The organism is Bacillus sp. FSL W7-1346 (genome assembly GCF_038593335.1).
Lineage (GTDB): Bacteria > Bacillota > Bacilli > Bacillales > Bacillaceae > Bacillus > Bacillus altitudinis.
Genome location: NZ_CP151988.1, coordinates 2674106 through 2699345 on the forward strand (window position 1 = coordinate 2674106; position 25240 = coordinate 2699345).

A 25240-nucleotide genomic window follows, 5' to 3' on the forward strand; every position below is an offset into this window, starting at 1 on the left:
TTTAATCGAGCCATTCCTGCCTTCTTTTGCTGTCTGATTCACCATAAGCGAGCAATGCCTTTGTCGCTTTGAATTGCTGGTGCTTTGTCGGCGCCGTGTTTTTCCGCTGCTTGTCAAACCAATCCTCCGCTTTCTTCTTATCGACAACCTCCATCCCGAATGGAACTTCGGGTAAATCAATATACGAGGTGCGACTGATGAGGATTTTTTTCACAGGAAGCTCTACACCACTTTGCTGTAAAATTTTTGACACAACAGTTCCAGAGCGCAGAAGACTTGCGCAAGGGTTCAAGACGGATTGAACAGCTTTTCCCGTCGCCCGCTTTTCCCAAAAACGTTCCTTTGATCCAATATATACGCTGTCTGGCTCTGCTTCTAAGAAAGATAAACAGATGACTTCAAGCGGCGTAATGAGCACTGGACACAATTCCATCTCAGCTTTTTGAATGAGCAGCACCGGCTTGTACATCACAAAATAAGAATCTGGCAGCTGCCTTGCAAGCATCCGCAGCTTTTCATCATATCGAATGTGATGGGAGACAGTTGAAATATGAGAGATCGTCGAGCTGGCCCATTTTAACTGAACATCGTAAAGATGATCTTTAAAAAAGTGAATCAGCTTCGTTTCATCGGTAGGAACGTTTGTAAAAACACCTTGTTCTATATCTGTTGGCTCGTTAAAAAGACTCAGGTCCCGTTCCTTTTTCATATCGGCTTCTTTTTGCTTTCTTTTTAAGGAGAATTTCTTTCTCTTTTCTTCCTCTTGCTCAGGTGCTTGCTCGGTGGCTTGGTCAGCCTGCTTTTGCACCTGCTCTTTGGAAGCCTTTTTTAACTCGTCCCATCTTTGTTTTTTCAATCGAATAAACTGATTGATGTAATGATGCGGGTCTTGTTCATATCGTGATATATAATCTTGGATTTTAATAATTTGCGCCATCTGCTGCTCACTCCAACCTCTAGAATCATTTATGTAGTGTAAATTGTTTGATCGCGTGATAACGCGGGGTTTCTTTTAGACGGATTTCAAATAAAGCGATACTAGAAACCTCCATCGAATATGGTTCTTTCCGTAAGGGTGCTTGTTCTATATAGGACTGTTCCCTATTCCATTTGCGCGCAATCGTCATATGTGGATGAAAGGGTCTCTTTTCGACAGGATGACCTGCTGCCAAAACGGCTGCTTTCACCTTTTCTCTTAGATCCATCAAAGGCTTACTTTCACTAGGCTTTGCAAAAAAGACTCTCGGCCGTTCCTTTTGGCCAAATATTCCTACTTCATTCAGCTTGAGCGGGAAAGCAGACACCTCAGGAGACAGCTGTGCAAGTAGCTCAGAAATCTTATTTAAACGGTCCTCTGGAATCGCACCTAAAAACACAAGGGTGACATGATAATCAATGGGTGCTGTCCATTTTTGAAAGGAAAGTCCGCTCCTCTTGTCTATATCCGCTTTCATTTGATACGCGAGTTGTTCAGGGATTGGAATCCCGATAAAATAATGACGGCTTTCGGCCATATTTTCACCTGTCCTTTTTAACAAACTTTACGAATCCCCATTGATGATAGTATAACTAAAGTAATGCGGAATGAGAAGAAAGGGTGTCACATGATGAAGGTTGCACAAAATATAGCTGAATTAATAGGTCATACACCACTTGTAAAATTACAGCGCCTTCAGCCAAAACATGGCGCTGCTGTTTATTTAAAACTGGAATCATTTAATCCTAGCGGAAGTGTAAAAGATCGGGCTGCTTACAATATGATCCTTGAGGCAGAAAAACAAGGAAAACTCACAAAAGGGGCAACGATTATTGAACCAACGAGCGGGAATACAGGAATTGGCTTAGCGATGAACGCTGCTGCAAGAGGCTACAAAGCCATTCTGGTCATGCCTGATACGATGACCCAAGAAAGAATCAATATTTTAAAGGCATACGGCGCACAGGTCGTCTTAACCCCAGGGGAGGAAAAAATGCCAGGCTGTATTCGCAAGGCAGAAGAATTAGCTGCTCAAATTCCTAACAGCTTTATTCCCATGCAATTTGACAACGGTGCGAACCCCGATGCTCATAGAGGGACAACGGCTGTAGAAATTATGGATGCAGTGCAACAGATCGGGCAGCCGCTTGCCGCTTTTGTCGCAACTGCTGGAACTGGCGGAACCATTACAGGCACTGGAGAGGAACTCAAAAAAGCATTCCCGGAATTGACGATACATGTGGCAGAGCCAAAGGGGTCTCCTGTTTTATCAGGCGGGAAACCTGGCAAACATAAGCTTGTTGGCACAAGTCCAGGATTTATCCCACAAATTTTAAACGAACAGGTGTATGATGAGATTGTGCAAGTGAGTGATGAAGATGCTTACGACATCACACGAAAGCTCGCCCGTCTTGAAGGTATTTTAGTCGGTCCATCATCTGGCGCGGCATGCTATGCAGCCATTGAAGCAGCCAAGCAAATGCCAAAGGATCACATTGTCATTTGTATGACAGCAGACACGGGTGAACGTTATTTATCAAGTGATGTGTTTCAAGATTAAAAAAGGAACAGGGCATATGCTGCTGTTCCTTTCAGATTGTTGACAAAGGGCTAAAATGAACTTGATTTTAGCCCTTTGTCTTCTTTTCAGCGTGATAGAAAACCTTTGCAGCCCTAGGAATGACGAGTACTGGCGCGGAGCGAATTTGACATTCGTGAGCACCACAGCGCAGGACTGACAAAGAATGCGAGGGTTTGTCTACACGCTGAAAGGAACAACTCAGACCGTCTTGACCTCAGTCTGTTCGCCTGTCACAAGTAAAACTTGTTCATCAGTGAGCGGGCATAAAGAGAGCGTATTTTGATCGTTCTCTATGATATGCTGCGCGGCTTCACCTAAATAAGGATTGTTTATATGCGGTACCGGATAGCTGCTGATCTCATTGAATCCTTCAAAGGAAGATAACTCTAGCGCTTTCTCCTGATCATCCATCAGTGAGATGTATTCAATGCTTGGCGCCATGATAATACTCCCCGCGGATTCTCCGATATACAGCTTGCCTTTGCCGATCTCTTCTTTCAATACACGATCGAGCCCGTGCTTTCTTAATTCTTGCAGCAAATAAAAGGTATTGCCGCCAGATACATACATGACATCATTCTTTCCAATGATCTGTGTGATCTCCTGAACCGTTTGCTCGGTCAGCTGAACAGTCTCTACACGCATTTCTAATTGATGAAAGGCTTCTTTTGCTGCATCGACATAGTGCGTGACTTCTTCCACTTCACTGGCTGCCGGAATGAATGTCACACTTTTTCCTTTTAAGGTGTCGCCTGCAAAGTCAGACAAGAGAGAATAGCTGTCTTTGAATGAAGAGCATAAGAACATTTTTTTCACGGTGAATCCCCTCTTCTCTTTCCTTTTTTATTTCGCCAATTCATACATGGCTTGTGCATATAGCGCAGTTGCTCGTAGTAAATCATCGATTTCGATATATTCATCCTTTTGGTGTGCGCAATCAGGTCTTCCAGGGAATAGAGGGCCAAAGGCAACGCCTGCTTCTAATGACCTTGCATACGTTCCTCCCCCAATCGCAATAAGATGGGCAGGATCTCCTGTTTGTTCTTCGTAGACACGCTGTAATGTTTTCACAAGTGGATGGTCTTTTGAGACGTGGTGAGGAGGACTGTCATCAAATTTCTCAATCGCTGCCCCTTTTATTCGTTCAATCCCTTTTTTGACTTCCTCACCGTCCGCTGTTACGGGATAGCGGACATTCAGCCCAAGCTTCGCTTCTTCGTTTTGCGAATAGCGGATTGTGCCAACATTCAAGGTCAAGTCACCACTAATATCATCCTTACAAGCGATGCCGAGTTTTTGTCCTCTTGTGTCTTGATCAAATAAAGCATTTATTTGTGATGTAAAAGCGAGCCCTCTTTCATCTAATTCATGCGCACATAAGAAATTCGCCATATGAATGCCCGCATTTGTGCCATTCGCCGGCTCCATTGCATGAACTGATACACCTTTTAATGTGAATGTCAGTCCATCTGCTGTATGGTTTGTCTCACCGGTTAGCTGATTTTCTGCAAGATAGGCTGCAAAAGCCGTTTTTAAGGCTTCGGCATCGTGATCATTTGCTGCTGCCACAATCGCTCGAGCCTCATCTGGGACCATATTAAGCCTCATGCCTGATGTGAATTGCTTGAGGATGTAACGCTTGTTTTCTTCTGATTGTTCGTATGTAAAGGATACGATGGCATCTATGATCCCTTTTTCAGCATGAATAATTGGAAAATCAGCATCTGGCGCAAACCCGATTTGCGGCATCGCCTCATGCTTGAAATAGTGATCGACGCATCTCCAATCACTTTCTTCATCTGTGCCAATGATGATTCGAATCTTTTTCGACAGCGGTAGACCGGCATCTTTTAACATTTTCAATGCGTAAAACGCCGCCATGGTCGGCCCTTTATCATCAATGGCTCCTCTTGCAAAGATTTTATTTTCTCTTATGTCCGCTGAAAATGGTGGGGTTGTCCAGTCGTCTCCCGCAGGCACGACATCCACATGGCATAGCACACCGACGATATCTTCGCCTTCTCCATATTCAATATGACCGGCATAGCCATCAACATTTTTCACTTTGAAGCCCTCGTCCTGCCCTTTTTTGAGCATATACTGAAGAGCCTCATCCACTTTTTCACCGAACGGTTTTCCTGCTGTGCCGCCTTCTTCATCCAAGACACTTTCAATTTGTAAAAAAGATTGTGTATCCTGAATCAAATTGTCTTTTTTTCGTATGACTTCTGCTTCCCAATTCATTTTTCCATTCCTCCTTGAAAAAAGGTTGCAATCCACCCTTAAAACGAATATTATATTAAGTGTTTTGTAATAATGTTCGTAAATGGAGGATTTTATGTTTCAGTTAAAAGAGAACCAAACCAACATAAAGAAAGAATTACTCGCTGGTATGACGACATTCTTTACGATGGTATATATTGTAGCCGTCAATCCAGGAATCCTTTCAGATGCAGGCATTCCTTTTGACCAAGTTTTTACTGCAACCATTATCGCTGCTGTTGTCGGTACCCTTTGGATGGCACTCTTTGCAAACTATCCGATTGCCATTGCACCAGGTATGGGGCTGAATGTCTATTTCACCGTCACTGTTGTCGGTGGTGGGGGTCTCAGCTATCAAACAGCATTTAGTGCGGTATTTGTTGCTGGAATACTCTTTATCATTTTATCGTTAACATCCCTTAGAAAACAACTCATTGAGGCGATTCCAGATAATTTAAAGTATGGGATTACAGCAGGTATCGGATTATTTATTGCATTCATTGGGCTAAGACAGTCTGGAATCATCACTGCTGATCCACAAAACCTTGTGAAGCTTGGCAATTTAAGCTCACCTGTTGTCATTTTGACACTCGTTGGTTTAATGATTTCTGTCATATTAATGGTTCTTCAAGTGAACGGAGCGCTGTTTATCGGCATGTTAGCAACCACGTTAATTGCACTTGTAACAGGTCAGCTTCATTTTCCTAAAGTGCTAGTGGATACCCCAGCACTGCCTGAAGGAATGCTGATTACAAATCCATTCGCTGCGTTTGGCGATGTGTTTTCCCATCACTTGTATGCTGTTGTCTTCTCCTTTTTACTTGTGACGATTTTTGATACAACAGGAACAATGATTGGGGTTGCGGAACAAGCAGGTTTAATGAAAAATGGTCAGCTCCCAAAAGTACGCAGAGCCTTACTTGCTGACTCTGCTGCGACGACAATTGGCTCAATGTTTGGAACAAGCCCAACCACAGCTTACATTGAATCCTCATCAGGAGTTGCTGCTGGCGGAAGAACTGGGCTGACCTCTTTAACCGTTGCTGCATTGTTTATTGTGGCCTTGTTTTTTGGTCCACTCGTTCAAGCCATTTCGTCTTTGCCGTCCATCACTTCACCTGTCTTAATCATTGTCGGCTGTTTGATGATGAATTCAGTGTCACGTATTCGCTGGAATGAGCTTGACGAAGCATTTCCTGCTTTTCTTGTGATTCTTTCCATGCCGCTGACATCTAGTATCTCTACAGGAATTTCACTTGGATTTATTTCATATCCACTTGTGAAGCTGGCAAAAGGAAAATGGAAAGAAGTGCATATTCTTGTGCTCATTTTTGCCGTCTTATTTTTCGTGCAGCTCTTTTTCTTAGAAGGATAACCAAAATAAAAAGACACATTTCTCATTTGAATGTGTCTTTTTTGTATGAATGATTTTTTATTTTGTAAATTTTCTGTGTTTATTTTTTGATCTTTCTTAAGTGGTAAACTTCTTTATACGCCTTGTGTTTATTGGGTTGTAACCGGATTCAAATCATGATATATAACATATTTCAATTCATGAAGACAAGTTTAAAAACACGTAAAGTTGACTTTTTGGTGGAACTAGATGCATAATAACGTGTATAATAGAATAAAACATTAAGAAACACGAACATTTACCATTGTTGCATGTCCTTATGTCGCAGTTTTAGTGTAGTAAGTTGTGGTTAGTCAAGTCCATCCGATCTTATTGATAGGGAGTGGTTTTTTGAAACCTTCAACAAACCGTATGATGACTCGAATAAAATCAGTTTATATGTTCATTCAAGAGAAAGGTCTTGTGACGACACAAGAGCTGGTTGATGAATTCGGGATCACACCTAGAACCATCCAAAGAGACTTAAACGTGCTTGCCTATAACGATCTTGTTCATAGTCCAAGCAGAGGCAAATGGGAAACAACGAGAAAAAAAGTAAAAATATCATCATAAGCGAATAATGAACTTCCATATAACAAAAAGAACCGGCGGTCGCCGGTTCTTTTCATTTTGTTGACAAAGGGCTAAAATGAACTTGATTTTAGCCCCTTATCTTCTTTTCATTTGCTCTATATTAATCACGATTGATTAAGCTGTCTAACTCTTCCTCCGTCAATTCACGGTATTCTCCGGGCGCCAAATCTTCGTCTAATGAAACAGCCCCCATCGAGAGCCGTTTTAAAAAGATCACTTCATTGCCCACTGCTTGTGCCATCAGCTTCACTTGATGGTACTTCCCTTCAGTAATCGTTAACCGGATTCGTGTATCTGCCTCTTGGTTGGCATCTACTTCAACCTGCGCCGGCTTCGTTCGGTAGTCGTCTAAAATCACAACTCCCTCTTCTAGACGAGTGATGTCTTGATCTCCAAGCGGGTATTTTAGATGAACTTCATACGTTTTCGGGACGTGCTTTTTCGGAGATAACAATTGATGAGCAAGCTGGCCGTCATTTGTAAGGAGGAGGAGACCGACTGTATCCTTATCCAGTCTCCCCACAGGGAATGGCTCCCTTGCAATATCCTCTGGCTCTAGTAGATCAACAACCGTCTCATCTCGCAGATCCTCCGTTGCTGAAATGACACCGTCTGGCTTGTTCATCATGAGATAAATGAATTCTTTATACTCTACACGCTCTCCATGCACGAGCACTTCATCATTTGTTGGATCGACATGATCTTTCACCTGCTTCGCCACTTCTCCATTCACTGTGACAGCCCGGGCCTTGACCAGCTTCTTTACATCTTTCCTTGAACCAAAGCCGGTATTGGCCAGCAATTTATCAAGCCTCATGCTTCTCCACCTCTTCTTAACTCTTTTTTCTTAAAAATGATGGCATCCGGCTGCCAAGTACACGCTCTAACAATCCAACTTTATAAGATAAGAACATATACACACCGCCGCCGGTGATCATTGAAATCAAAATAACAATACCCGCTTGTATGATTCCGCCTTCATATGAAATGACTTGACTCACAAGCTGACATGTCACATAAGCCACTACAGCCATGATTGCCGTTAAAATACCAATTAAAATAAACCGTTTGAAAATCCTGCGGAACGAATAGCCTGCATGGCGCTTGATCATGATGAACATATACAAAATCGAGGCACTGTAGCCTAATGCCGTTGCAAGCACAGAACCGTTTCCTTGCAGCCAGCTAATCAGTGGGATATTGAGAACCGTTTTAATGATGATCCCTAACAAAAGACTGACGATCGCAAATTTTTGTTTGTTAATCCCTTGTAAAATCGCTGCGTTAATGGTGAATAAAGAAAACAGTAACGCAACAGGTGCATACCAAAACAAAATAGAAGTCCCAATCTCAGGGTGCACAGACGGATAGAAAAACCAATAAACTGGTCCAGCCAATGCCGAGATACCAAATGAAGCAGGCAGAACGAAGAATAGAATGACCTGCATCGTTTGATCAATTTGCCGATTCAACAGCTTGTAATTACGTGCTGTAAAGGATTCCGTAATGGTTGGAATCAATGTTAAACCAAATGCAGTTGCAAGTGACACAGGAATCATGACAAGCTTCGGTAAATATAACGTCACAATAGACAGAACCGCTGTACTAATATCCTGATGTCCTGATGCAATCATCGCTCTGTTAATTGTATTTGTATCAATATAAGAATAAATCGGAATGGCAAGTCCAACAAACACATAGGGTGCTGCATAACTGAACAGCTCTGTAAACATTTGCTTATAAGATAATCCAGAATAGCCCCCTGTATTCGGCTGCATTGCCAAAAGCCGATCTTTCCGCTTCAGCCAATATAAATAAAGCGTAAATAGACCGCCAAACGCACCAATGAGTGCGGCAAATGTGGCATAACCAACCGCAATAACAAGACCGCCGTCAAGCACTTTTAAAATGATAAACGTCGCTGTTAATAGGAAGATGATTCTGACAAGTTGTTCGATGACTTGGGAAACAGCTGTCGGGCCCATCATCGAGTGCCCTTGGAAAAACCCTCGCACAAGACTCATAATGGGTACAACCAATAGACCCAAACTGACCATCCGAATCACATAAACCACTTGATCGACCGTCAAACCGCCCGTTTCATTCGATCCTCCAAGCTGAATCTTGGCAAAGATCGGTGCGGTCAAATATAAAATAGAAAAGGCGATAATACCGGTGACAAGCATGACCGACATACCCGCCCTGAACATTTTTCTTGTTGTCTCATAATCGCCGATTGCATTATATTTAGAGACGAATTTCGATACCGCTGTTGGAAAACCAAGCGTAGCAATACTTAAAAAGATCGTATACTGATTGTATCCATATTGGAATAGCGCACCACCAGTCGCTCCGACCATTGCGCTAAATGGAATTAAGTAAATCATACCAAGAATACGAGAGAGATAAGTCCCTATCGTTAAAACCAACGTACCACGAAGCAGTTTATTAGACATGCGCTTAACCACCATTTTTCTAATGAATATTCAACTTAACTATTTTAACACATCATTTCATCGCACAGGTAACAAATCCAATACAGAAGTCACAAAACCAATCAATTCATATTTCAGCCTTCCCCAATCTTCGTTATAATAGAGAAATGACTGAAAGTAGAAAGAGGAATGTAACATGAAACATTATGATGTCATTGTCATTGGCGGTGGACCTTCTGGACTGATGGCCGCGATTGCATCGGCAGAACACGGTGCATCGGTTCTGTTAATTGACAAAGGAAACAAACTTGGCAGAAAGCTCGCCATTTCTGGCGGTGGACGCTGCAATGTGACCAATCGCCTTCCAGTAGAAGAAATCATCAAGCATATTCCCGGAAACGGACGTTTTCTATATAGTGCATTTTCTGAGTTCAATAACGAGGATATTATTTCGTTCTTTGAAAATCTAGGTATTGAACTAAAAGAAGAAGACCATGGACGTATGTTCCCTGTCTCAAACAAAGCACAATCTGTTGTGGATGCCCTATTAGATAGGCTCCGCGTGCTCAATGTGACCATTCGAACGAATGAAAAGATTAAAACCGTTCTGTATCAAGACGGACAAGCAGCTGGAATTGTTACAAATAATGATGAAAAAATTTCAAGTCATGCCGTTGTCATTGCTGTTGGCGGGAAAAGTGTGCCGCATACAGGCTCTACTGGCGATGGCTATGCATGGGCAGAAGCCGCTGGCCATACCATTACAGAGCTCTTCCCAACAGAAGTACCCGTCACGTCAGACGAGCGTTTTATTAAGGACAAAGTGCTTCAAGGTCTTTCATTAAGAAGTGTGGCTGTGAGTGTTTTAAATAAAAAAGGAAAACCCGTCGTCACTCATGTCATGGATATGATCTTTACACACTTTGGCTTATCAGGTCCTGCCGTTCTGAGATGCAGCGGATTTGTTGTGAAGGAACTGAAAAAGCAACCGGCCGTCCGTCTTCAAATTGACTTATACCCAAAGCTCAATGACGAGGAGCTTTTCCAAAAACTTCATCGTGATTTAAAAGATGAACCAAAAAAAGCCATTAAAAATGTCCTGAAATCTTGGATGCAAGAGCGCTATTTATTGTTCCTTTTAGAACGAAATGGCATTGATCCGCAGGAGACATTTTCTGGTCTCGCTAAAGAGAAACTGCGCGCTTTTGCGCATGATTGTAAACATTTCATCGTCCATGCAAATGGGACGCTTTCTTTAGATAAAGCCTTTGTTACAGGAGGCGGCGTTTCTGTCAAAGAAATTGAACCGAAGAAAATGGCATCCAAAAAAATGGCCGGTCTTTATTTCTGCGGAGAAATTTTAGATATTCACGGTTACACAGGCGGTTACAATATTACGTCAGCACTTGTGACAGGCAGGTTAGCTGGCATGAATGCCGCACTAGAAGTAAAGGAGAGATCTCAATGATTAGACGTGCACTTCCGATTGTCCTTGCAGTTGTCATTAGTTTGACAGCCGCTTTCTTTATGAAGCTGTCCATTACCCCGTTAAAAATCGCCATTATTTTAGCGTTTACGATTTTCGCTGTTTGTTTAAAAGAATATGTCTACCGTCTGCGCAAACGAATTGAAGAAAAGTCATCTTCACATATCGATGGTTGATAAATGGAAGCAAAACATGTTACGGTAAAATAGAGGTCGAGTGAGAAACTCGCCTCTTTTTGTTTGAAAATAGTTGAGACAGGGGATATTAAACAAAATCCTCTGCTTAAACGTGTAGAACAACAGGAGAGTGAGATGGTGTGAAAAACGTATCAAGTGTATTTTGGATTGTGATTGCAATCACATTTATTGCCGTTCTATGGGGAGCCTTTTCTCCAGAATCACTGCAAAATGTGACAGATCAAATTCAAACATACATTACAAATGACTTTGGCTGGTATTATTTATTAGTCGTATCGCTTCTAGTCGGCTTTTGTCTATTCTTTATCTTTAGCCCTATCGGAAAAATTACGTTAGGAAAGCCAGGTGAAGAGCCTGAATTTGGTCTTTTTTCTTGGTTTGCCATGCTATTTAGTGCTGGAATGGGTATTGGGCTTGTTTTTTACGGAGCAGCTGAACCGATCAGTCATTATGCGATTCAATCACCAACGGGTGACACTGAAACTGCACAAGCCTTCCGTGATTCCCTTCGCTATACTTTTTTCCACTGGGGACTTCATGCATGGGCGATCTATGCCATTGTTGCGCTTTGCATTGCATACTTTAAATTTAGAAAAGATGCGCCTGGCTTAATCAGTGCAACACTGCAGCCAGTTTTAGGAGATAAAACGCACGGATGGATCGGAAAAACCATCGATTGTATTGCTGTGTTTGCGACAGTTGTTGGTGTTGCAACGAGCTTAGGATTAGGCGCAGCACAAATCAATGGCGGATTGGATTATCTATTTAACATTCCAAATGCCTTTAGCACACAATTGATTATTATCATCATTGTGACGGTGCTCTTCCTTGCATCTGCTCTTAGCGGTATTGGTAAAGGGATTAAATATTTAAGTAATATCAACATGGTATTAGCAGCTGTTCTGATGTTTTTCTTACTTTTGGTAGGTCCAACAGTTTATATTTTAAATTCATTTACTGACTCTATTGGACAATACTTATCCAACATCGTTCAAATGAGCTTTCGCTTATCTCCAAATGACCCTGAAAAGAGAGAATGGATTAACGGATGGACGATCTTTTATTGGGCATGGTGGATCTCTTGGGCACCATTTGTCGGGATCTTTATTGCACGTGTATCACGTGGACGAACCATTCGAGAGTTTTTAGTTGGTGTGTTAGTTGCTCCATCTATCCTTGTATTTCTTTGGTTCTCTATTTTCGGTGTTTCTGCGATGGACTTACAGCAAAAGAATATTGTCGATGTTGCAGGCCTTTCTACGGAAACCATGCTTTTTGGTGTACTAAATGAATATCCGCTGGCAATGATCACATCGATTCTAGCTCTTATTTTAATTGCGGTATTCTTTATCACATCAGCAGACTCAGCTACATTCGTTCTCGGAATGCAGACAACCTATGGATCATTAAATCCATCCAATAGTGTAAAGATCAGCTGGGGTATTATCCAGTCAGCAGTTGCGGCAGTGCTCTTATTTTCAGGCGGTCTTCAGGCCTTGCAAAACACAGCCAAACTTGCTGCTTTACCGTTCTCTGTTGTCATCATTTTAATGATTGTATCCCTGTACAAATCATTAAATGAAGAACGAAGAGCGATTAAACAAGCAAATAAGTACAATAAACCAAGAAGTCCAAGAGTAAAAAAAGCATAATCATCACAAGAGAAAAGTCGTTCCTCATCCGAACGGCTTTTTTTCTCGTTGAAATAATTGAAGATTGTCATGACATCGCGTATTCCGATAAAATAGTGTTGAATCATCACTTTTCTACATAATGGAGGTTTATATGACGTTACCTACGTTCAAGTACAACCCAGACCCAGTTTCATTACATGTGATTAAAAAAGAGCAGACGATATGCCCCGTTTGTGAGAAAGAACGAGATTATGTATATCATGGTCCTTTTTATTCTGTTGAAGACGTTTCTGGCATTTGTCCTTGGTGCATTAAAGATGGATCAGCTGCTCAAACATATAATGGAATGTTTCAAGACGATGTGAGTTGTGATGACGTCGATCATGAAGAATATATAGATGAACTGATCTACAGAACGCCGGGTTACCGCGGATGGCAGCAGGAATATTGGTTAAGCCATTGCGGGGATTTTTGCGCGATTGTGCAGTATGTTGGTTGGAAAGAAATTGAGCATTTAGAGGAAGAACTCTCAGAGGATATTGAAGAGATTTGCAGTGGTGGACATTTCACAAAAGAGAACTTGAAACAATGGCTCGTGAACGGAGGAGACTTGCAAGGCTATCTCTTTCAATGCGTTCACTGCAAAAAGCATCGTTTACATATTGACGCTAGTTGATCATGGCAAAAGGACCCTTCAGCAGGTCCTTTTATTTTTTATATAAAATGAGCGCTGAAAAACAGTAGAGCTGCTCTCCTCCTTGCTCACAGATCACCGCCACATTGTATTTGATGTCAATAATTTGGTCGTCGTCCATTCCTTTTAAAAAAAGATTGATTTCGCTTTGCAAATCTTTCTCGTGTTCTTCATCAAATACAGCTACCTTCAGCACATATGTCACTCTCCCTTCTCTTGCTACTCTATTTTTATGCAAATAGAGACGGACATATGAACAAAAAAAGCCTTCCATCTTGTCGATGAAAGGACTTCTTTTTACAGCTTCGGTTTTGTTTCTCCTGTCCATGCAAGCATGCCGCCAACGACATTGGTTGCTTGATAGCCTTGGTCTTCTAAGAAATAGCAGACATTCTCACTGCGTTTACCAGAACGGCAAATAATATAATACTCTTGCGTCTTATCAAACGCATCCAGCTTCTCAGGAATATCGCCCATTCGAATATGGACTGCCTCTGGAATCATGCCTTCTGCTACCTCTTCATCCTCACGCACATCGACGAGCTGAATGGCTTCTTCTTGCTCTAGCTTTTGCTTTAATTCTTCTATTGAAATTTCTTTTACAGACACGACTCTCATCTCTCCTTTTAATCACGGTGACACCATTATAGCAAATCATACACGTCACTGCGTATTCACCCGCTTGGATTGAAGGAAAGACGGGAATCGTTTCTTCACATCAACTGCCGGCTGTTCGCTTTCAAACTCTATCTTTTTAAACACTTGATAGGCTAGCCACATGTGGCCATATGCGAGAATGCTGATGCTAAAAAACGGCACGATCCCTGGCAAATAAGCAAATAGGATAAAGAGAATAGCCGAGAAAACGAGCATAGAGAGCGTATATTGCAAATACGAGATGCCAAGCAGAAGGGAAAATTTCAAATAAAGACGCTTTTTCCAATCATAATGAGCCAGCAGCGGAAAGATATAAAACAAGCTGACAATAAACAGAAAACCAAAGATATAGATCGCAAAGCGAAGCACGTGTAAAAACCAACTCGTTGGATAAATATAAGCAAGGTCTACATAAATAATCGTCCCGATGGTGACCAGCACCACTCCAATGACATTAGAGCGTACAAATTCTTCGCGGTATACTTTCCAAAAGGTTTGAAAGACGCTGACTTGCTCATGCCCTTGTATCCACTTTCTCATCACAGAAAATAACGCTGTTGTTGCAGGCATGAAGCCAAAGATTCCAAGCCCAAGTAAAGTGAACAAAAGCCATAACAAATTCGTATAGGCGAGTCTCATCACCCACTCACACATACGCAGCATTCTGCTCATTGATCCATCATGATCCATCTCTCGTCCCTCCTCTCTTTCTCGTTACACCGTCTCTTTTTGAAACAATTCTTCTATTTCAATCGGGCGTTTTTCTGCAACTGAGCGCCACATGCCTTCGCCAAGTGCAATGGAATAAGCACCCGCCTCTGCTCCTGCTGAAATGTCATAAGGAATGAGCGGATCTTTTCCTAAAAATAAATCTGCTAATAATAGCGGATCTCCACCTCCATGACCACCTGATTGCTTCACAACTTCAATCGTTTCTTTTCCACCAAACATCGGGTAGTATGCAATTGTCTGTTCAGGGAATTGAAAAGGGATTCTCGATGGCACATGAAACTCATTTGTTTCAATCCGTCCCTTCGTCCCGTTAATCGCAAGCCGGTAGCCTTCATATGGCGCTGAAAATTGAATCGAGTAACTTAACAAAGCCCCCTGATCATAAGCCACTGACGCCACGTATGTATCCTCAATATCAATTTCTTGATCAAAAATACAGGCATCCGGGCGATAATTTGAGTATTGCTTTGACTGCTGCTCACCTGATTCAATATGGTCATCCTCCACCTTTGTGCGCTCTACCCGCGGATTCCACCTTGCTTCATAATGACAGGTATCTCTTACATGACAGGTTCCACAATATCGATTCTCTTCACCCTGCAAAGGATTCCAAGGACTTTCATCCCCATAATAATTCAGTGCGCCATAGGCAAATACTTGCTTCGGCTTTTGATCAATCCACCAGTTGACCAAGTCAAAGTGATGGGTCGATTTATGAATAGACAGACCGCCTGAATATTGACGCGAGCGGTTCCACCTTTTAAAATAACTGGCTCCGTGATACGTATCAATGAGCCAGCTTAACTCAACAGACGTGACCCTTCCAATCTTTCCATCTAAAATAAGCTCTTTTATCTTTCGGTGGAATGGATTGTAGCGATAATTAAAGGTGACGGTGACCTTCCCTTTGCTTTCTGCCTCTTTTTCCATCACCTGTTTGGCATCTTTTGCTGTTGTGACCATCGGCTTTTCCGTTATGACATCCAGATCATGATCCAGTGCCTGCAGGATATATGTGACATGTGTATCATCTCGCCCCGCCACAATGACGATATCTGGTCTTGCTTCCTTCACCATCTGACCAAATGCATCCTCATGAAAAAATGAGACGCCCCTTAGTGATGGAAAACGCTCCTGACAAAGTGTATACCGCTTCTCATCTACATCTAGGAGCCCTGTAATCCTGTAATGCTCATTGAAATCCTCGGTGAGCGGTTTGATAAACATATTGAAAGCACGGTGACTGAGCCCGCAAACGGCGACCCTTTTCACATTCCCCACCCCTTTTTCTATTGGTTTTCACGAAGCTGCTTCATGAGAGACAGTGCCTCTTTAGATTTCTCCGCATACACAGGTATGAAGGCGACCATATCTCGGTGTAATCGAAAGGTATAGCCATTTAGCTGCTTTGTTCCTTTCTTGATTTGGACCGCATAATCGACTGTATTTCCCGTCTTTGCATCTTCCACCGTATATGGTCCTTCCCCTTCGCCATCTACCCGCATCTCTTCAAGCAGCTGAAAGCTTTCAGGATCATCATATGTTCTAAACATTTCTTCCGGGACAAACATCACGTCCCCCTCTTTTGCAGTTATTTCAACAAGAAGTTTTTCAGGAATTGCAGGGAAGATGTGAACGTCGTATGTCTCCTGATTTGGTTGAAAAGCTTTCTCCACTAATTGGTCTTTCATTGCTTTTGACATGTCAGAAAAAATAAGGACATCAATCCCCTCTGTTTTCCCCTGACAGGCGGACAAATAAAAGGCAGCGATGAAGCTGAGGAGCCATGCCGCAGCCCTTTGATGCCGCCTCATACCTTTTGAAACACAGACAGCTTTTCTAGTTCAGTTAACGCCATAATAAAAGCGCCTGCTCCATGCAAATCATTCGTGCTCCGCTCTCTGCCAACGTAATAATCATAAAAACCCGCAGATGTTCCAATACAAATATCGTTCACTGTAAAATCGCCGTTGTCTTTTTCCTCCGTTTTATACTGAATCAACCCTTGATACGCTTTGACCACATGATCAACATATCGAAGACTGACATATCCTTCATTCATGGCTTTTGCCATCGCATATATGAATAGACATGACCCTGAGCTTTCAAGCCAGTTGTCGCTATGACTTCCTTTATCAATGATTTGATGCCATAGACCCGTTTCGTCGTCCTGATATTTTGCCACACTTTCCAGCATATCTGTCAGTGTGTCCTTCCACACTTTTCGTCCTTCATGTCCTTCTGGTAAATCTTCGATCATATCGGCTAACGCAAGGACATACCAGCCAAAGGATCTTGCCCAAAATTCTGGGGAACAGCCCGTCTGTTGATCAGCCCATGGCATCACTTTCCGCTCATCCCATGCGTGATAGTAAAGGCCCGTTTTTTCATCTTTGGTATGCTTTCTCATGAGATGCTCTTGATGGATGACCATGTCCACCAGCTCCGATTCTCCTGTCAACTGGGCATACTTTAAAGCAAAAGGTCCACCCATATAAAGACCATCTAGCCACATTTGATAAGCATAATTGTCTTTATGCCAGAAACCGCCCTCAGACGTGCGATTCAGCGTCCGATAAAGCCCCCGAAGCTTTTCTGCTGCCTTCACATACCGCTTCTCTCCCGTTCTTTCAATCAACGGGAATAAAATGAGCCCTGCTTGAATGGCATCAAGCTCGTCTCTGCGGAATAACAGATTCCCATGGTCATCAATGAGTGAGTCAGCATAATTTTTCACATAATCAAAGTACGCCTCGTTTTCTGTTGCTTCGTAAAGCTTCATCACTCCGCAAAGGAAAACCCCTTGATGATAGTGCCACCTTCCAGCTGGCGGAAGTTCAATCGGTGTATACGCTTTCATTATTGTTTGTGCTAATTTCTCTGCATGCTCAAGCGGTGATCCCTTTTCAATCGATAATGTCATTGGTCATCATCTCCCCTTTTAATAAATCCCTTCTTCTCCAAACTTCTTCGCTAAACGGTTTGCCATCATGACCAAAATAAGTCCAACGGCTGCTTTAAATAAACCAACAGCGGTACTATAGCTGAATTGTCCTTGCTTCAGACCAGCTGTATACACATACGTATCAAAAATCTCTGCAACTTCCCTGTTGGTCGCATTGAGTAATAAATAGACATGCTCAAATCCAAGCTCTAATGTATCACCAATTTTTAAAATGAGCAGTACAACAATGACACTTTTAATCGCAGGAAGGGTGATGTGCCACATTTGTCTGAGTCTGCCGGCTCCATCCATTTTTGCTGCTTCATATAGCTGCGGATCTACTGCTGTAATCGCTGCAAGATAAATAATGGTTGACCAACCCGCTTCTCTCCAGATTACCTGCAAAATGTACATGGGTCTAAACCATTCTTGACTAAGAAGGAAGTTAATCTTTTCTCCTCCGAAGAAAGCAATCAATTCATTGATTAACCCGCCATCTACCGTTAACAAAACAAAAGATAAGGACACGACAATCACCCATGACATGAAGTGAGGAATATAAATCATCGTCTGAACAAATTTCTTAAACAGTGCCAATCTGACCTCGTTTAAAAGAAGGGCTAATAAGATCGGAATCGGAAAGAAAATCACGACATTCATGGCAAATAAAATGAGCGTATTTTTTAATAAGATGAAAAATGTTGGTTCTGTAAATAATCGAATAAAGTGTTTGAAGCCAACCCACTCACTGCCAAGAATCCCGAGAAACGGCTGGTAATCTTGAAAGGCAATGATCAGCCCCCACATAGGGACATATTTAAAGACAAGAAAATAAAGGAGCCCTGGCAAAATCATTAAATACAGAAATTTTTGACTAAGTAATTGGTTAAGTAAGCGCTTTCTCTTTTCTTTTTTCAAAGCTGCCGCAGGCACACCCTTGGCAGTGACATCCTGTGTTTTCACAGATAAAGCCTCCCCTCATGCTGATGCATGTGTTAACTGTATCTTAAGGATGAAAAATCCGTCTACAATCATATCATCAGATCATATTTACTCAGGGGAAGCTACTCAAAACGTTACATAAAACATAAGAAAATGATCCTAATCTCAGAAAATGATTATTGACAAACCTACCAGATTTTTGGATTAATAAACTAAGGGGGAAAAGATTGTTTCGTTTGAAATGGGGGGTTTTATGAAAAGAAAGCAGTATAAATTTTATTACAAGCTGGTGACGTTTTTTTTCGTGCTTAGTACGATTCCTGTTATTATTGTCGGTATTTTTTCTTATCAGCATTCGCAAAAAACTGCACTCGAAAATATTTCAAATGAAAAGCTGGACAGCGTCAAACAAACGCAATCCAATATTGAGCATATTCTAAAGACAGTAGATCATTCTCTCACTCACTATGTCAGTTCGCCGCCTCTCCTTCAAACACTGGCAGAACCTTTAAATCCAGACCAATTCCAACTTTATAATCAAGTCCAGCAAGAACTGAATTACCTGCAAACCTTCGACACCGATCTCTCCAATATTACACTTGTTAGTAAAATGGAAGATTGGTATATGAACAATTCTGGTCTTTATCATGTCTCAAACGGGGATCAAGAGAAAGCGTTAACCTCTTACCTCAATATTCCGAGTCATTCCAGCTGGGCACTTGAAGAAAATAATCCACTTGTCTCAACAAAAGAAGGAAAGACATCCTTTTGCAAATACAATGTGAATTTAATCAAGCAGCTTCCGATGAATAGTGTCCAAAAAAAGGGGATCGCCGTCGCCAGCATTCCAAGCTGCGTGATTGCTGACAACATGCCTGACTTCTCTCAATCTGATAGTATGTTTGTCATTGATACAAACGGAAAAGTACTGCTACATAATCGAAAAGAACAAATTGGTGACTCGTTAAAAAATCAAGATTTCGTCAAACATGTCCTGTCACTTGAAGAACGATCCGGACAATTTGATATGAAAATCGATGAACTAAACTATCAAATTACGTTTCAAAAATCAGATTATAACGAATGGACATACTTATCCTTTGTCTCCATTCCAGAACTAAAGCAGCAAACGAAATCAATCGGGTGGATCACCTTTATTATTTGCTTCATTTTGTTAGCGCTTTCATTATTATTTTCATGGTTTGGCTCTAGACACTTTTATAAACCGATTCGCTTATTATACGAATCCTTTGCACGTAATGAGTCGTTTTTGCATAAACAGCCTTTCCAAAATGAATTTGAGCTTATCGAATCGAGCATTAAACAAATGAAAGATCAAAACAATGATCTAGAGGAACGGATTGAGCAGCAAGTGACACACTTACAGCAATACTTTATGGTGCGGCTGCTGCTTGGCAAGCTGACGGAAGAAGAGATTCACAACCGATTTCAAAGTCTAGGCTTTCCTCGTGACTGGTCCCATTTGTCCATGCTTGTGACCCAAATCGATACACTAAAAGGAACGCCTTATGAAAAAAAGGATGCAGACTTGCTTTTATTTGCGATAAATGGACTGATTGAGCAGATTATTCCGCTAGAGGAGCACCTTCAGCCGACCGTTGTCAATCAGCATCAAACGACGATTGTTCTCAATCAATCGAAGTCAGAAGAGGAATTTACTGAATATTTAAATCAATTAGCCGAAACAATTCAGCTGCGGATTGAGGAAGAGCTGGGCTTGTCGATCAGCATTGGGATCAGTCGCTCATTTAAAGAGCTCTCTATGGCCAAACATGCTTATATTGAGGGAAAAGAAGCCTTAAAATATAGGCTCAAGGCAGAGAAAAAATCCATTCTTTTATACGAGCACATTCAGCAAGGAAAGACGTTTAAGACTCATTTCCCAAAACAGCTGCAGCATGATTTATTTGATGCCATTAAAGCAGGCGATCAAGGCAAGGCAGATCACTATTTACATGTGCTTCTGCAATCCATTTTTTCTAAAAATGCTGGACCACATGAGTACCAGATTGCTCTCGCTCGTTTTTTAAACAATCTCATCGAGCTGATGCATTTGCTAGGCATTGAATTGTTTGAAGTCGAAGATAATAAAATGCTCTATGATACGATCTTTGAGTTTAAAACGTTTGAAGATACAGAAGCGTGGCTGAAACATGAGATCATTCGACCCATCATTGATCAGCTCGGCGCACGTGAAGACTCTCAATATAAAAATATCTCAGAGAAAATCATTCATATCATTCATCAAGAATTTGACTCAGATCTGACCTTGGACGAAATCGCTACACGCCTGCACTATAATCCAAATTATTTAAGTAGTATTTTTAGAAAAGAAATGGATATCTCCTTTAGTGAATATCTCTCGTCTTACAGACATCATGTCGCCAAAAACTGGTTGGTGGAGACGGATATGTCGGTGAAAGAAATTTCGGAAAAGCTAAAATACAAAAATCCGCAAAATTTCATCCGCTCCTTCAAAAAGCTGGAAGGCACGACACCTGGGAAATACCGTGATCAGAAAAAAGGCACATAAAGCAAAGTCCCGCTCTCACAAGAAGCGGGACTTTTTTATTTAAACTGTTCATTTAGGATACTGTCTTCCAGCACTGAAAGCGGCTCGCCATACACTCGTTCAATATGGGCTGCCCCCCAATCACATAACGCATTCAAAATTCGCTCAAGTGACTGTCCGTATTCACTTAATTCATACTCCACTTTAGGCGGCACTTGTTCATACACAATGCGGTTAATCACACCGTCATTTTCAAGCTCTCGCAGCTGCTGTGTGAGCATTTTTTGCGTGATATTTGGCATGAGGCGCTTCAGTTCACTCGTCCGCTTTTTCCCATGTGTTAAATGACATAAAATGACACACTTCCATTTCCCGCCGATCACTTCAAGCGTTGCTTCCACAGAGATATTATATTTCTTCTTTTCCAACGTCTCTTCACTCCTTTTGATGCTGAACAGGCACTTTTTAGTACCTATATTACAAAAAAGTACGTACTTTTTTTTCTGTCATCTATGTTAGATAATAACTCTTGCCGATCGGCTTCGTCTATTAAAATGTCATGAAAGAAGGATGTGAATCACGATGCAAAACAAACAAAATCACTTTGCCCTTCTCGCACTAGCGATTAGTGCATTTGCTATAGGTACAACTGAATTTATCTCTGTAGGTCTTCTGCCGATGATCTCAGAAGACTTTGGCGTGAGTGTCAGTCAGGCCGGCTGGACTGTTTCTTTATATGCGCTCGGTGTTACCTTTGGCGCACCAATTCTAACCTCACTTACGTCAACGATGAAAAAAAAGACATTGCTTCTGCTCATTATGCTCGTCTTTTTGATCGGAAATACACTCGCCACGATTGCCCCGACTTTTTCTGTACTCTTAATCGGACGAGTGATTTCAGCCCTATCACATGGCGTATTTATGTCGATTGGCTCGACCATTGCCGCAAGCCTTGTGGTGAAAGAAAAGCGGGCAAGCGCTATTGCCTTTATGTTCACTGGTTTAACAGTCGCTACTGTGACAGGTGTGCCATTCGGTACGTTTCTTGGTCATGAGCTCGGCTGGCGGACGTCATTTGGTGTGATTGTTATGATTGGCCTAATCGCACTGATTTCTAACTATTTCCTTGTTCCGTCTCAATTGAAACAGGGCGTGAAAACAACGTTTAAGGATCAAGCAGCCTTATTAAAGTCGAAAAGAATGTTGCTTTTATTTGTCATTACTGCTACTGGGTATGGAGGAACTTTTGTCGTCTTCACCTATTTATCCCCTCTCTTGCAGCATGTGACAGGTCTTGCGCCTGGAACAGTTGCATTGATCCTGCTGTTATACGGAATGACCATCGCCGCTGGGAATGTCATTGGCGGAAAAGCAGCGAATAAACAGCCAATGAAGGCACTGATTTATATGTTTATCATTCAAAGTCTCATCTTGTTTATCCTTAGCTTTACTGCTGGATTTATGGCAGTCGGGATTGGAACTGTGATGCTGATGGGACTGTTTGCTTTCATGAATGTCCCCGGCCTTCAAGTTGCCGTCGTTGATTTTGCAGAAAGGTATACACCTGGAGCTGTCGACGTTGCTTCCGCTCTGAATATCGCTGCCTTTAATGCAGGTATCGCCATTGGTTCATTTTTAGGCGGCATCGTGACAGATACCCTTGGGCTTGTGCATACCGGCTGGGTTGGCGGCATCATGGTGCTCATGGCTGCCTTACTCACAATCGTGAGTCATCAAATCGAACAAAAAGAATACAAACAAACCATGTAAAGGAGTCTTTCATATGAACAATTTACAAAGTACAAAAACATTAAACAACGGGGTCCGCATGCCAGGATTTGGTCTTGGGGTCTTTCAGGTTGAAGAGGGAACGGAATTAATTGAAGCTGTTAAAACAGCCATTCAATTAGGATATCGCAGTATTGATACAGCTTCTATTTACGGCAATGAAGAAGGTGTTGGACGAGGCATACAACTTGGTCTAGCAGAAACAGGCCTTCGCCGCGAAGACATCTTTGTGACATCCAAAGTGTGGAATGCCGATTTAGGATATGAAGCGACACTAAAAGCATACGAAGACAGCCTGAAAAAACTTCAGCTTGATTACCTTGATCTGTATTTAATTCACTGGCCAGTTGAAGGGAAATACAAGGAAGCATGGCGCGCACTTGAAACGCTATACCGTGAAGGAAAAGTCAGAGCCATCGGTGTGAGTAACTTTCAGCCGCATCATCTAGACGAATTATTGAAAGATGCGGACATCATTCCAGCAATTAATCAAGTCGAGTTTCATCCAAAACTCACGCAGGAAAGGCTGTTTACGTATTTGAAAACACATGGCATCCAAATGGAAGCCTGGTCACCACTTATGCAGGGAGAGCTGCTGCATCACCCGCTGATCATGGAGCTTGCAGGCACATACAGCAAAACACCTGCTCAAATTATTTTGCGCTGGGATGTGCAAAAAGGCGTCATTACGATTCCTAAATCAACGAAAGCCCATCGTTTAAAAGAAAATGCCGATATTTTTGATTTTGTCCTATCTGATGAGGATATGAAGCGCCTCTCTGACTTAAATGAAAATAAACGAATTGGTCCTGATCCAGACAACTTCAATTTTTAATGAAAACACCCCCGCTTTTTACTAAGCGGGGGTCTTCATGTTCATCATTTTGATTTTTTAAAGGAAGCTTCATATTCTTCTATGATTTTATTTCCACCATTTGATTTCCACTTCTCTACATCTTTCTTAAATTGTTCTTCGTTAATATCACCAAGAATGAACTTATAGGTCGCATCATCGATGATTTTCTTCAATTCATTTCCTCGCTCTGATGCTGTTTCTGAATACAGGCTTTCAGCAGGGTTAGCGACAATGATGTTTTTATTGTCTTCTTCCAGCTCTTCATATTTTGTACGAACTGCATCGCCTTTATTTTTCAAGTAACGTTTATCAATCCCTACGAGGCTGACAAGCGGCTGTACATCTGTCTGCCAGCTTTTCACTTGGCTTTCTTCCCTCACAAATGTATTTCCATCTTGTTTGTTATAATGCTTTCCATCAATCCCGTATGTCATGAGACCATACACGTCTTCTTCTGCAATTCGGTCAAAGAAAGCCAAAATTCTCTTTAACTCTGCTTCTGATTTGACGCTTGTTTTTGGGAAGGCGAAGATGCCATTATGGCCGCCTGATGCCCATACACGTTCTTTTCCATCTGGGCCTTTGATTCGGTTGATAATATCCACTTCCATGTTTTTATCTGTTGCATCATCTCTTAAGTTCACTGCATCTACCATATTTCCTACATAGATACCCGCTTTTCCTTGTGAGAACAATTCTTGCTGCTGCGTTTTGCTTGTGACTGGGAAGTCTTTGTTTATATAACCATTGTCACGCAGCTTTTTCATATATTTCATTGTATTCATATACTCATCCGTCATAAAGTCTGGCGTAAATTTGCCGTTTTCTTCTTTCCAATCTGTTGGCATGCCTTCATAAGAACCAAGCGTTTTAAATGCACCGTAAATCAAATCGTTACGGTCTGTAAAACCAATCGTATCGTCCTTGCCATTTTTGTTCGGATCTTTTTCAGTAAATGCCTTGGCTACTTCATAAAGGTCTTCTAGCGTTTTTGGTGTATCCAAATTTAAATTTTCAAGCCAATCCTTTCGAATGACAATCCCTTGTCTTGAAAGTGGTCTCTCTCTATAAATGCCATAAAGCTTCCCATCGATAGAGGCATTTTTATTAATCAGTTCGTTCATCTTACTTAAATTTGGATAATCCTTTAAGTATGGACCGATTTCCCAGAACATGCCTGATCTGAACGCATTGATAGCAGATGAATTCTTAATGTCTTGAATCGTCACAATTTGCGGGAGGTTCCCTGCGGCAAGTGCTGAATTTAAACGGTCTTCTTTCACCGCATCAGGCACCCACGTAATATCAAGCTCTGTATTTGTAAGCTTCTCAATCTCTTCTAACACTGAATCTTTTGGCGGCTGCTGATGATACAAAATCGCCATCCATGACAGCTTCACCTTTTTGTCTAAATCAACCTTTTCATCTGATGAGCTTGCCCCTTTACTTGAACAAGCTGACAGAATACCGCTTGCGGCAAATAACAAAACAAAGGCAATCAGCCATAATTTCTTTCTCCCCATAAGATCCCTCCG

25 protein-coding genes are annotated in these 25240 nt (G+C 41.7%); 10 read left to right on the forward strand and 15 right to left on the reverse strand.

What is annotated here, in order from left to right; genetic code table 11:
* Position 1: 1 nt before the first annotated feature.
* Both NST09_RS13760 and thpR read right to left on the reverse strand, forming a co-directional pair.
* Entirely contained in the window at positions 2-937 is a 936-nt protein-coding gene (locus NST09_RS13760; protein WP_017367870.1) for a hypothetical protein, read from the reverse strand.
* A 25-nt stretch (positions 938-962) separates the two neighbouring features.
* Positions 963-1514 carry an RNA 2',3'-cyclic phosphodiesterase gene (gene thpR, locus NST09_RS13765; RefSeq protein WP_081114430.1) on the reverse strand — a complete coding sequence of 184 codons (552 nt, stop codon included), beginning with the start codon at positions 1512-1514 and terminating at the stop codon, positions 963-965.
* 90 nt (positions 1515-1604) lie between these two features.
* Between thpR and cysK the strand changes: the two genes are divergently transcribed.
* Positions 1605-2537: a cysteine synthase A gene (gene cysK, locus NST09_RS13770; RefSeq protein ID WP_170916851.1), complete on the forward strand. Its 933-nt coding sequence runs from the start codon at positions 1605-1607 to the stop codon at positions 2535-2537.
* A gap of 219 nt (positions 2538-2756) precedes the next feature.
* Here cysK and NST09_RS13775 read toward each other — a convergent pair whose 3' ends face one another.
* Positions 2757-3374 carry a Type 1 glutamine amidotransferase-like domain-containing protein gene (locus NST09_RS13775; RefSeq protein ID WP_342493058.1) on the reverse strand — a complete coding sequence of 206 codons (618 nt, stop codon included), beginning with the start codon at positions 3372-3374 and terminating at the stop codon, positions 2757-2759.
* 27 nt (positions 3375-3401) lie between these two features.
* Positions 3402-4802: a dipeptidase PepV gene (gene pepV / locus NST09_RS13780; protein ID WP_144680021.1), complete on the reverse strand. Its 1401-nt coding sequence runs from the start codon at positions 4800-4802 to the stop codon at positions 3402-3404.
* A 94-nt stretch (positions 4803-4896) separates the two neighbouring features.
* Between pepV and NST09_RS13785 the strand changes: the two genes are divergently transcribed.
* Entirely contained in the window at positions 4897-6195 is a 1299-nt protein-coding gene (locus tag NST09_RS13785; protein WP_046526516.1) for an NCS2 family permease, read from the forward strand.
* A 369-nt stretch (positions 6196-6564) separates the two neighbouring features.
* Entirely contained in the window at positions 6565-6786 is a 222-nt protein-coding gene (locus tag NST09_RS13790; protein ID WP_008356419.1) for a DeoR family transcriptional regulator, read from the forward strand.
* A gap of 121 nt (positions 6787-6907) precedes the next feature.
* Here the strand turns inward: NST09_RS13790 and NST09_RS13795 are convergent, their stop codons facing one another.
* Entirely contained in the window at positions 6908-7624 is a 717-nt protein-coding gene (locus NST09_RS13795; protein ID WP_041093418.1) for a pseudouridine synthase, read from the reverse strand.
* Between the two features lie 16 nt (positions 7625-7640).
* Positions 7641-9263 carry a polysaccharide biosynthesis protein gene (locus tag NST09_RS13800; RefSeq protein WP_342493059.1) on the reverse strand — a complete coding sequence of 541 codons (1623 nt, stop codon included), beginning with the start codon at positions 9261-9263 and terminating at the stop codon, positions 7641-7643.
* Positions 9264-9438: 175 nt separating this feature from the next.
* On the opposite strand from NST09_RS13800, the gene NST09_RS13805 reads away from it, so the two are divergent.
* The 4 genes from NST09_RS13805 to NST09_RS13820 all read left to right on the forward strand — a co-directional run bounded on the left by NST09_RS13805 (position 9439) and on the right by NST09_RS13820 (position 13235).
* Positions 9439-10710: an NAD(P)/FAD-dependent oxidoreductase gene (locus tag NST09_RS13805; protein ID WP_217816476.1), complete on the forward strand. Its 1272-nt coding sequence runs from the start codon at positions 9439-9441 to the stop codon at positions 10708-10710.
* Positions 10707-10904: a hypothetical protein gene (locus NST09_RS13810; RefSeq protein ID WP_008343027.1), complete on the forward strand. Its 198-nt coding sequence runs from the start codon at positions 10707-10709 to the stop codon at positions 10902-10904. The genes NST09_RS13805 and NST09_RS13810 overlap by 4 nt, the downstream gene beginning before the upstream one ends.
* A gap of 140 nt (positions 10905-11044) precedes the next feature.
* The gene (locus tag NST09_RS13815; protein WP_048002544.1) at positions 11045-12577 is read left to right on the forward strand and encodes a BCCT family transporter; all 1533 of its coding nucleotides are present in this window, start codon (positions 11045-11047) and stop codon (positions 12575-12577) included.
* 133 nt (positions 12578-12710) lie between these two features.
* Positions 12711-13235, forward strand: coding sequence for a CbrC family protein (locus NST09_RS13820; RefSeq protein WP_017358334.1), 525 nt, complete (start codon positions 12711-12713; stop codon positions 13233-13235).
* A 31-nt stretch (positions 13236-13266) separates the two neighbouring features.
* On the opposite strand, the gene NST09_RS13825 is transcribed toward NST09_RS13820, so the two are convergent.
* The 7 genes from NST09_RS13825 to NST09_RS13855 form a co-directional block, all read right to left on the reverse strand.
* On the reverse strand, positions 13267-13449 hold the full coding sequence (locus NST09_RS13825; RefSeq protein ID WP_003217582.1) for a sporulation protein Cse60: 183 nt from the start codon (positions 13447-13449) through the stop codon (positions 13267-13269).
* A gap of 101 nt (positions 13450-13550) precedes the next feature.
* Entirely contained in the window at positions 13551-13862 is a 312-nt protein-coding gene (locus NST09_RS13830; protein WP_017358336.1) for a rhodanese-like domain-containing protein, read from the reverse strand.
* Positions 13863-13916: 54 nt separating this feature from the next.
* Positions 13917-14600, reverse strand: coding sequence for a YesL family protein (locus NST09_RS13835; protein ID WP_046527550.1), 684 nt, complete (start codon positions 14598-14600; stop codon positions 13917-13919).
* Between the two features lie 24 nt (positions 14601-14624).
* The gene (locus NST09_RS13840) at positions 14625-15914 is read right to left on the reverse strand and encodes a Gfo/Idh/MocA family oxidoreductase (protein ID WP_045034175.1); all 1290 of its coding nucleotides are present in this window, start codon (positions 15912-15914) and stop codon (positions 14625-14627) included.
* Between the two features lie 17 nt (positions 15915-15931).
* Positions 15932-16456 (reverse strand): hypothetical protein, encoded by a 525-nt coding sequence (locus tag NST09_RS13845; RefSeq protein ID WP_052320999.1) that lies wholly within the window; start codon positions 16454-16456, stop codon positions 15932-15934.
* The gene (locus tag NST09_RS13850; protein WP_039168377.1) at positions 16453-17565 is read right to left on the reverse strand and encodes a glycoside hydrolase family 105 protein; all 1113 of its coding nucleotides are present in this window, start codon (positions 17563-17565) and stop codon (positions 16453-16455) included. Before NST09_RS13850 ends, NST09_RS13845 begins: the two co-directional genes overlap by 4 nt.
* Positions 17566-17583: 18 nt before the next feature.
* Entirely contained in the window at positions 17584-18549 is a 966-nt protein-coding gene (locus NST09_RS13855; RefSeq protein WP_008343019.1) for a sugar ABC transporter permease, read from the reverse strand.
* A 232-nt stretch (positions 18550-18781) separates the two neighbouring features.
* On the opposite strand from NST09_RS13855, the gene NST09_RS13860 reads away from it, so the two are divergent.
* Positions 18782-21082 carry a helix-turn-helix domain-containing protein gene (locus NST09_RS13860; protein WP_342493060.1) on the forward strand — a complete coding sequence of 767 codons (2301 nt, stop codon included), beginning with the start codon at positions 18782-18784 and terminating at the stop codon, positions 21080-21082.
* Positions 21083-21117: 35 nt separating this feature from the next.
* On the opposite strand, the gene NST09_RS13865 is transcribed toward NST09_RS13860, so the two are convergent.
* Complete coding sequence (locus NST09_RS13865; protein ID WP_008343017.1) at positions 21118-21489, reverse strand: helix-turn-helix domain-containing protein; 372 nt, start codon at positions 21487-21489, stop codon at positions 21118-21120.
* A 154-nt stretch (positions 21490-21643) separates the two neighbouring features.
* Here NST09_RS13865 and NST09_RS13870 point away from each other — a divergent pair, with 154 nt between their 5' ends.
* The gene (locus tag NST09_RS13870) at positions 21644-22831 is read left to right on the forward strand and encodes an MFS transporter (protein ID WP_050827584.1); all 1188 of its coding nucleotides are present in this window, start codon (positions 21644-21646) and stop codon (positions 22829-22831) included.
* Between the two features lie 13 nt (positions 22832-22844).
* Positions 22845-23684 (forward strand): aldo/keto reductase, encoded by an 840-nt coding sequence (locus NST09_RS13875; RefSeq protein WP_342493061.1) that lies wholly within the window; start codon positions 22845-22847, stop codon positions 23682-23684.
* Between the two features lie 44 nt (positions 23685-23728).
* Here NST09_RS13875 and NST09_RS13880 read toward each other — a convergent pair whose 3' ends face one another.
* Positions 23729-25228, reverse strand: a complete 1500-nt coding sequence (locus NST09_RS13880; protein WP_052320997.1) for an extracellular solute-binding protein — start codon at positions 25226-25228, stop codon at positions 23729-23731.
* Between the last annotated feature and the right edge of the window lie 12 nt (positions 25229-25240).

Bases quoted from the DNA above. Each gene is read 5' to 3' on its own strand.
- NST09_RS13795 (WP_041093418.1), bottom strand. From the start codon at position 7,624: ATGAGGCTTGATAAATTGCTGGCCAATACCGGCTTTGGTTCAAGGAAA.
- NST09_RS13850 (WP_039168377.1), bottom strand. From the start codon at position 17,565: ATGACATTATCGATTGAAAAGGGATCACCGCTTGAGCATGCAGAGAAA.
- pepV (WP_144680021.1), bottom strand. From the start codon at position 4,802: ATGAATTGGGAAGCAGAAGTCATACGAAAAAAAGACAATTTGATTCAG.
- NST09_RS13880 (WP_052320997.1), bottom strand. From the start codon at position 25,228: ATGGGGAGAAAGAAATTATGGCTGATTGCCTTTGTTTTGTTATTTGCC.
- NST09_RS13810 (WP_008343027.1), top strand. From the start codon at position 10,707: ATGATTAGACGTGCACTTCCGATTGTCCTTGCAGTTGTCATTAGTTTG.
- NST09_RS13870 (WP_050827584.1), top strand. From the start codon at position 21,644: ATGCAAAACAAACAAAATCACTTTGCCCTTCTCGCACTAGCGATTAGT.
- NST09_RS13820 (WP_017358334.1), top strand. From the start codon at position 12,711: ATGACGTTACCTACGTTCAAGTACAACCCAGACCCAGTTTCATTACAT.
- NST09_RS13800 (WP_342493059.1), bottom strand. From the start codon at position 9,263: ATGTCTAATAAACTGCTTCGTGGTACGTTGGTTTTAACGATAGGGACT.
- cysK (WP_170916851.1), top strand. From the start codon at position 1,605: ATGATGAAGGTTGCACAAAATATAGCTGAATTAATAGGTCATACACCA.
- NST09_RS13845 (WP_052320999.1), bottom strand. From the start codon at position 16,456: ATGAGGCGGCATCAAAGGGCTGCGGCATGGCTCCTCAGCTTCATCGCT.
- NST09_RS13835 (WP_046527550.1), bottom strand. From the start codon at position 14,600: ATGGATCATGATGGATCAATGAGCAGAATGCTGCGTATGTGTGAGTGG.
- NST09_RS13760 (WP_017367870.1), bottom strand. From the start codon at position 937: ATGGCGCAAATTATTAAAATCCAAGATTATATATCACGATATGAACAA.
- NST09_RS13805 (WP_217816476.1), top strand. From the start codon at position 9,439: ATGAAACATTATGATGTCATTGTCATTGGCGGTGGACCTTCTGGACTG.
- NST09_RS13785 (WP_046526516.1), top strand. From the start codon at position 4,897: ATGTTTCAGTTAAAAGAGAACCAAACCAACATAAAGAAAGAATTACTC.
- NST09_RS13875 (WP_342493061.1), top strand. From the start codon at position 22,845: ATGAACAATTTACAAAGTACAAAAACATTAAACAACGGGGTCCGCATG.
- thpR (WP_081114430.1), bottom strand. From the start codon at position 1,514: ATGGCCGAAAGCCGTCATTATTTTATCGGGATTCCAATCCCTGAACAA.
- NST09_RS13860 (WP_342493060.1), top strand. From the start codon at position 18,782: ATGAAAAGAAAGCAGTATAAATTTTATTACAAGCTGGTGACGTTTTTT.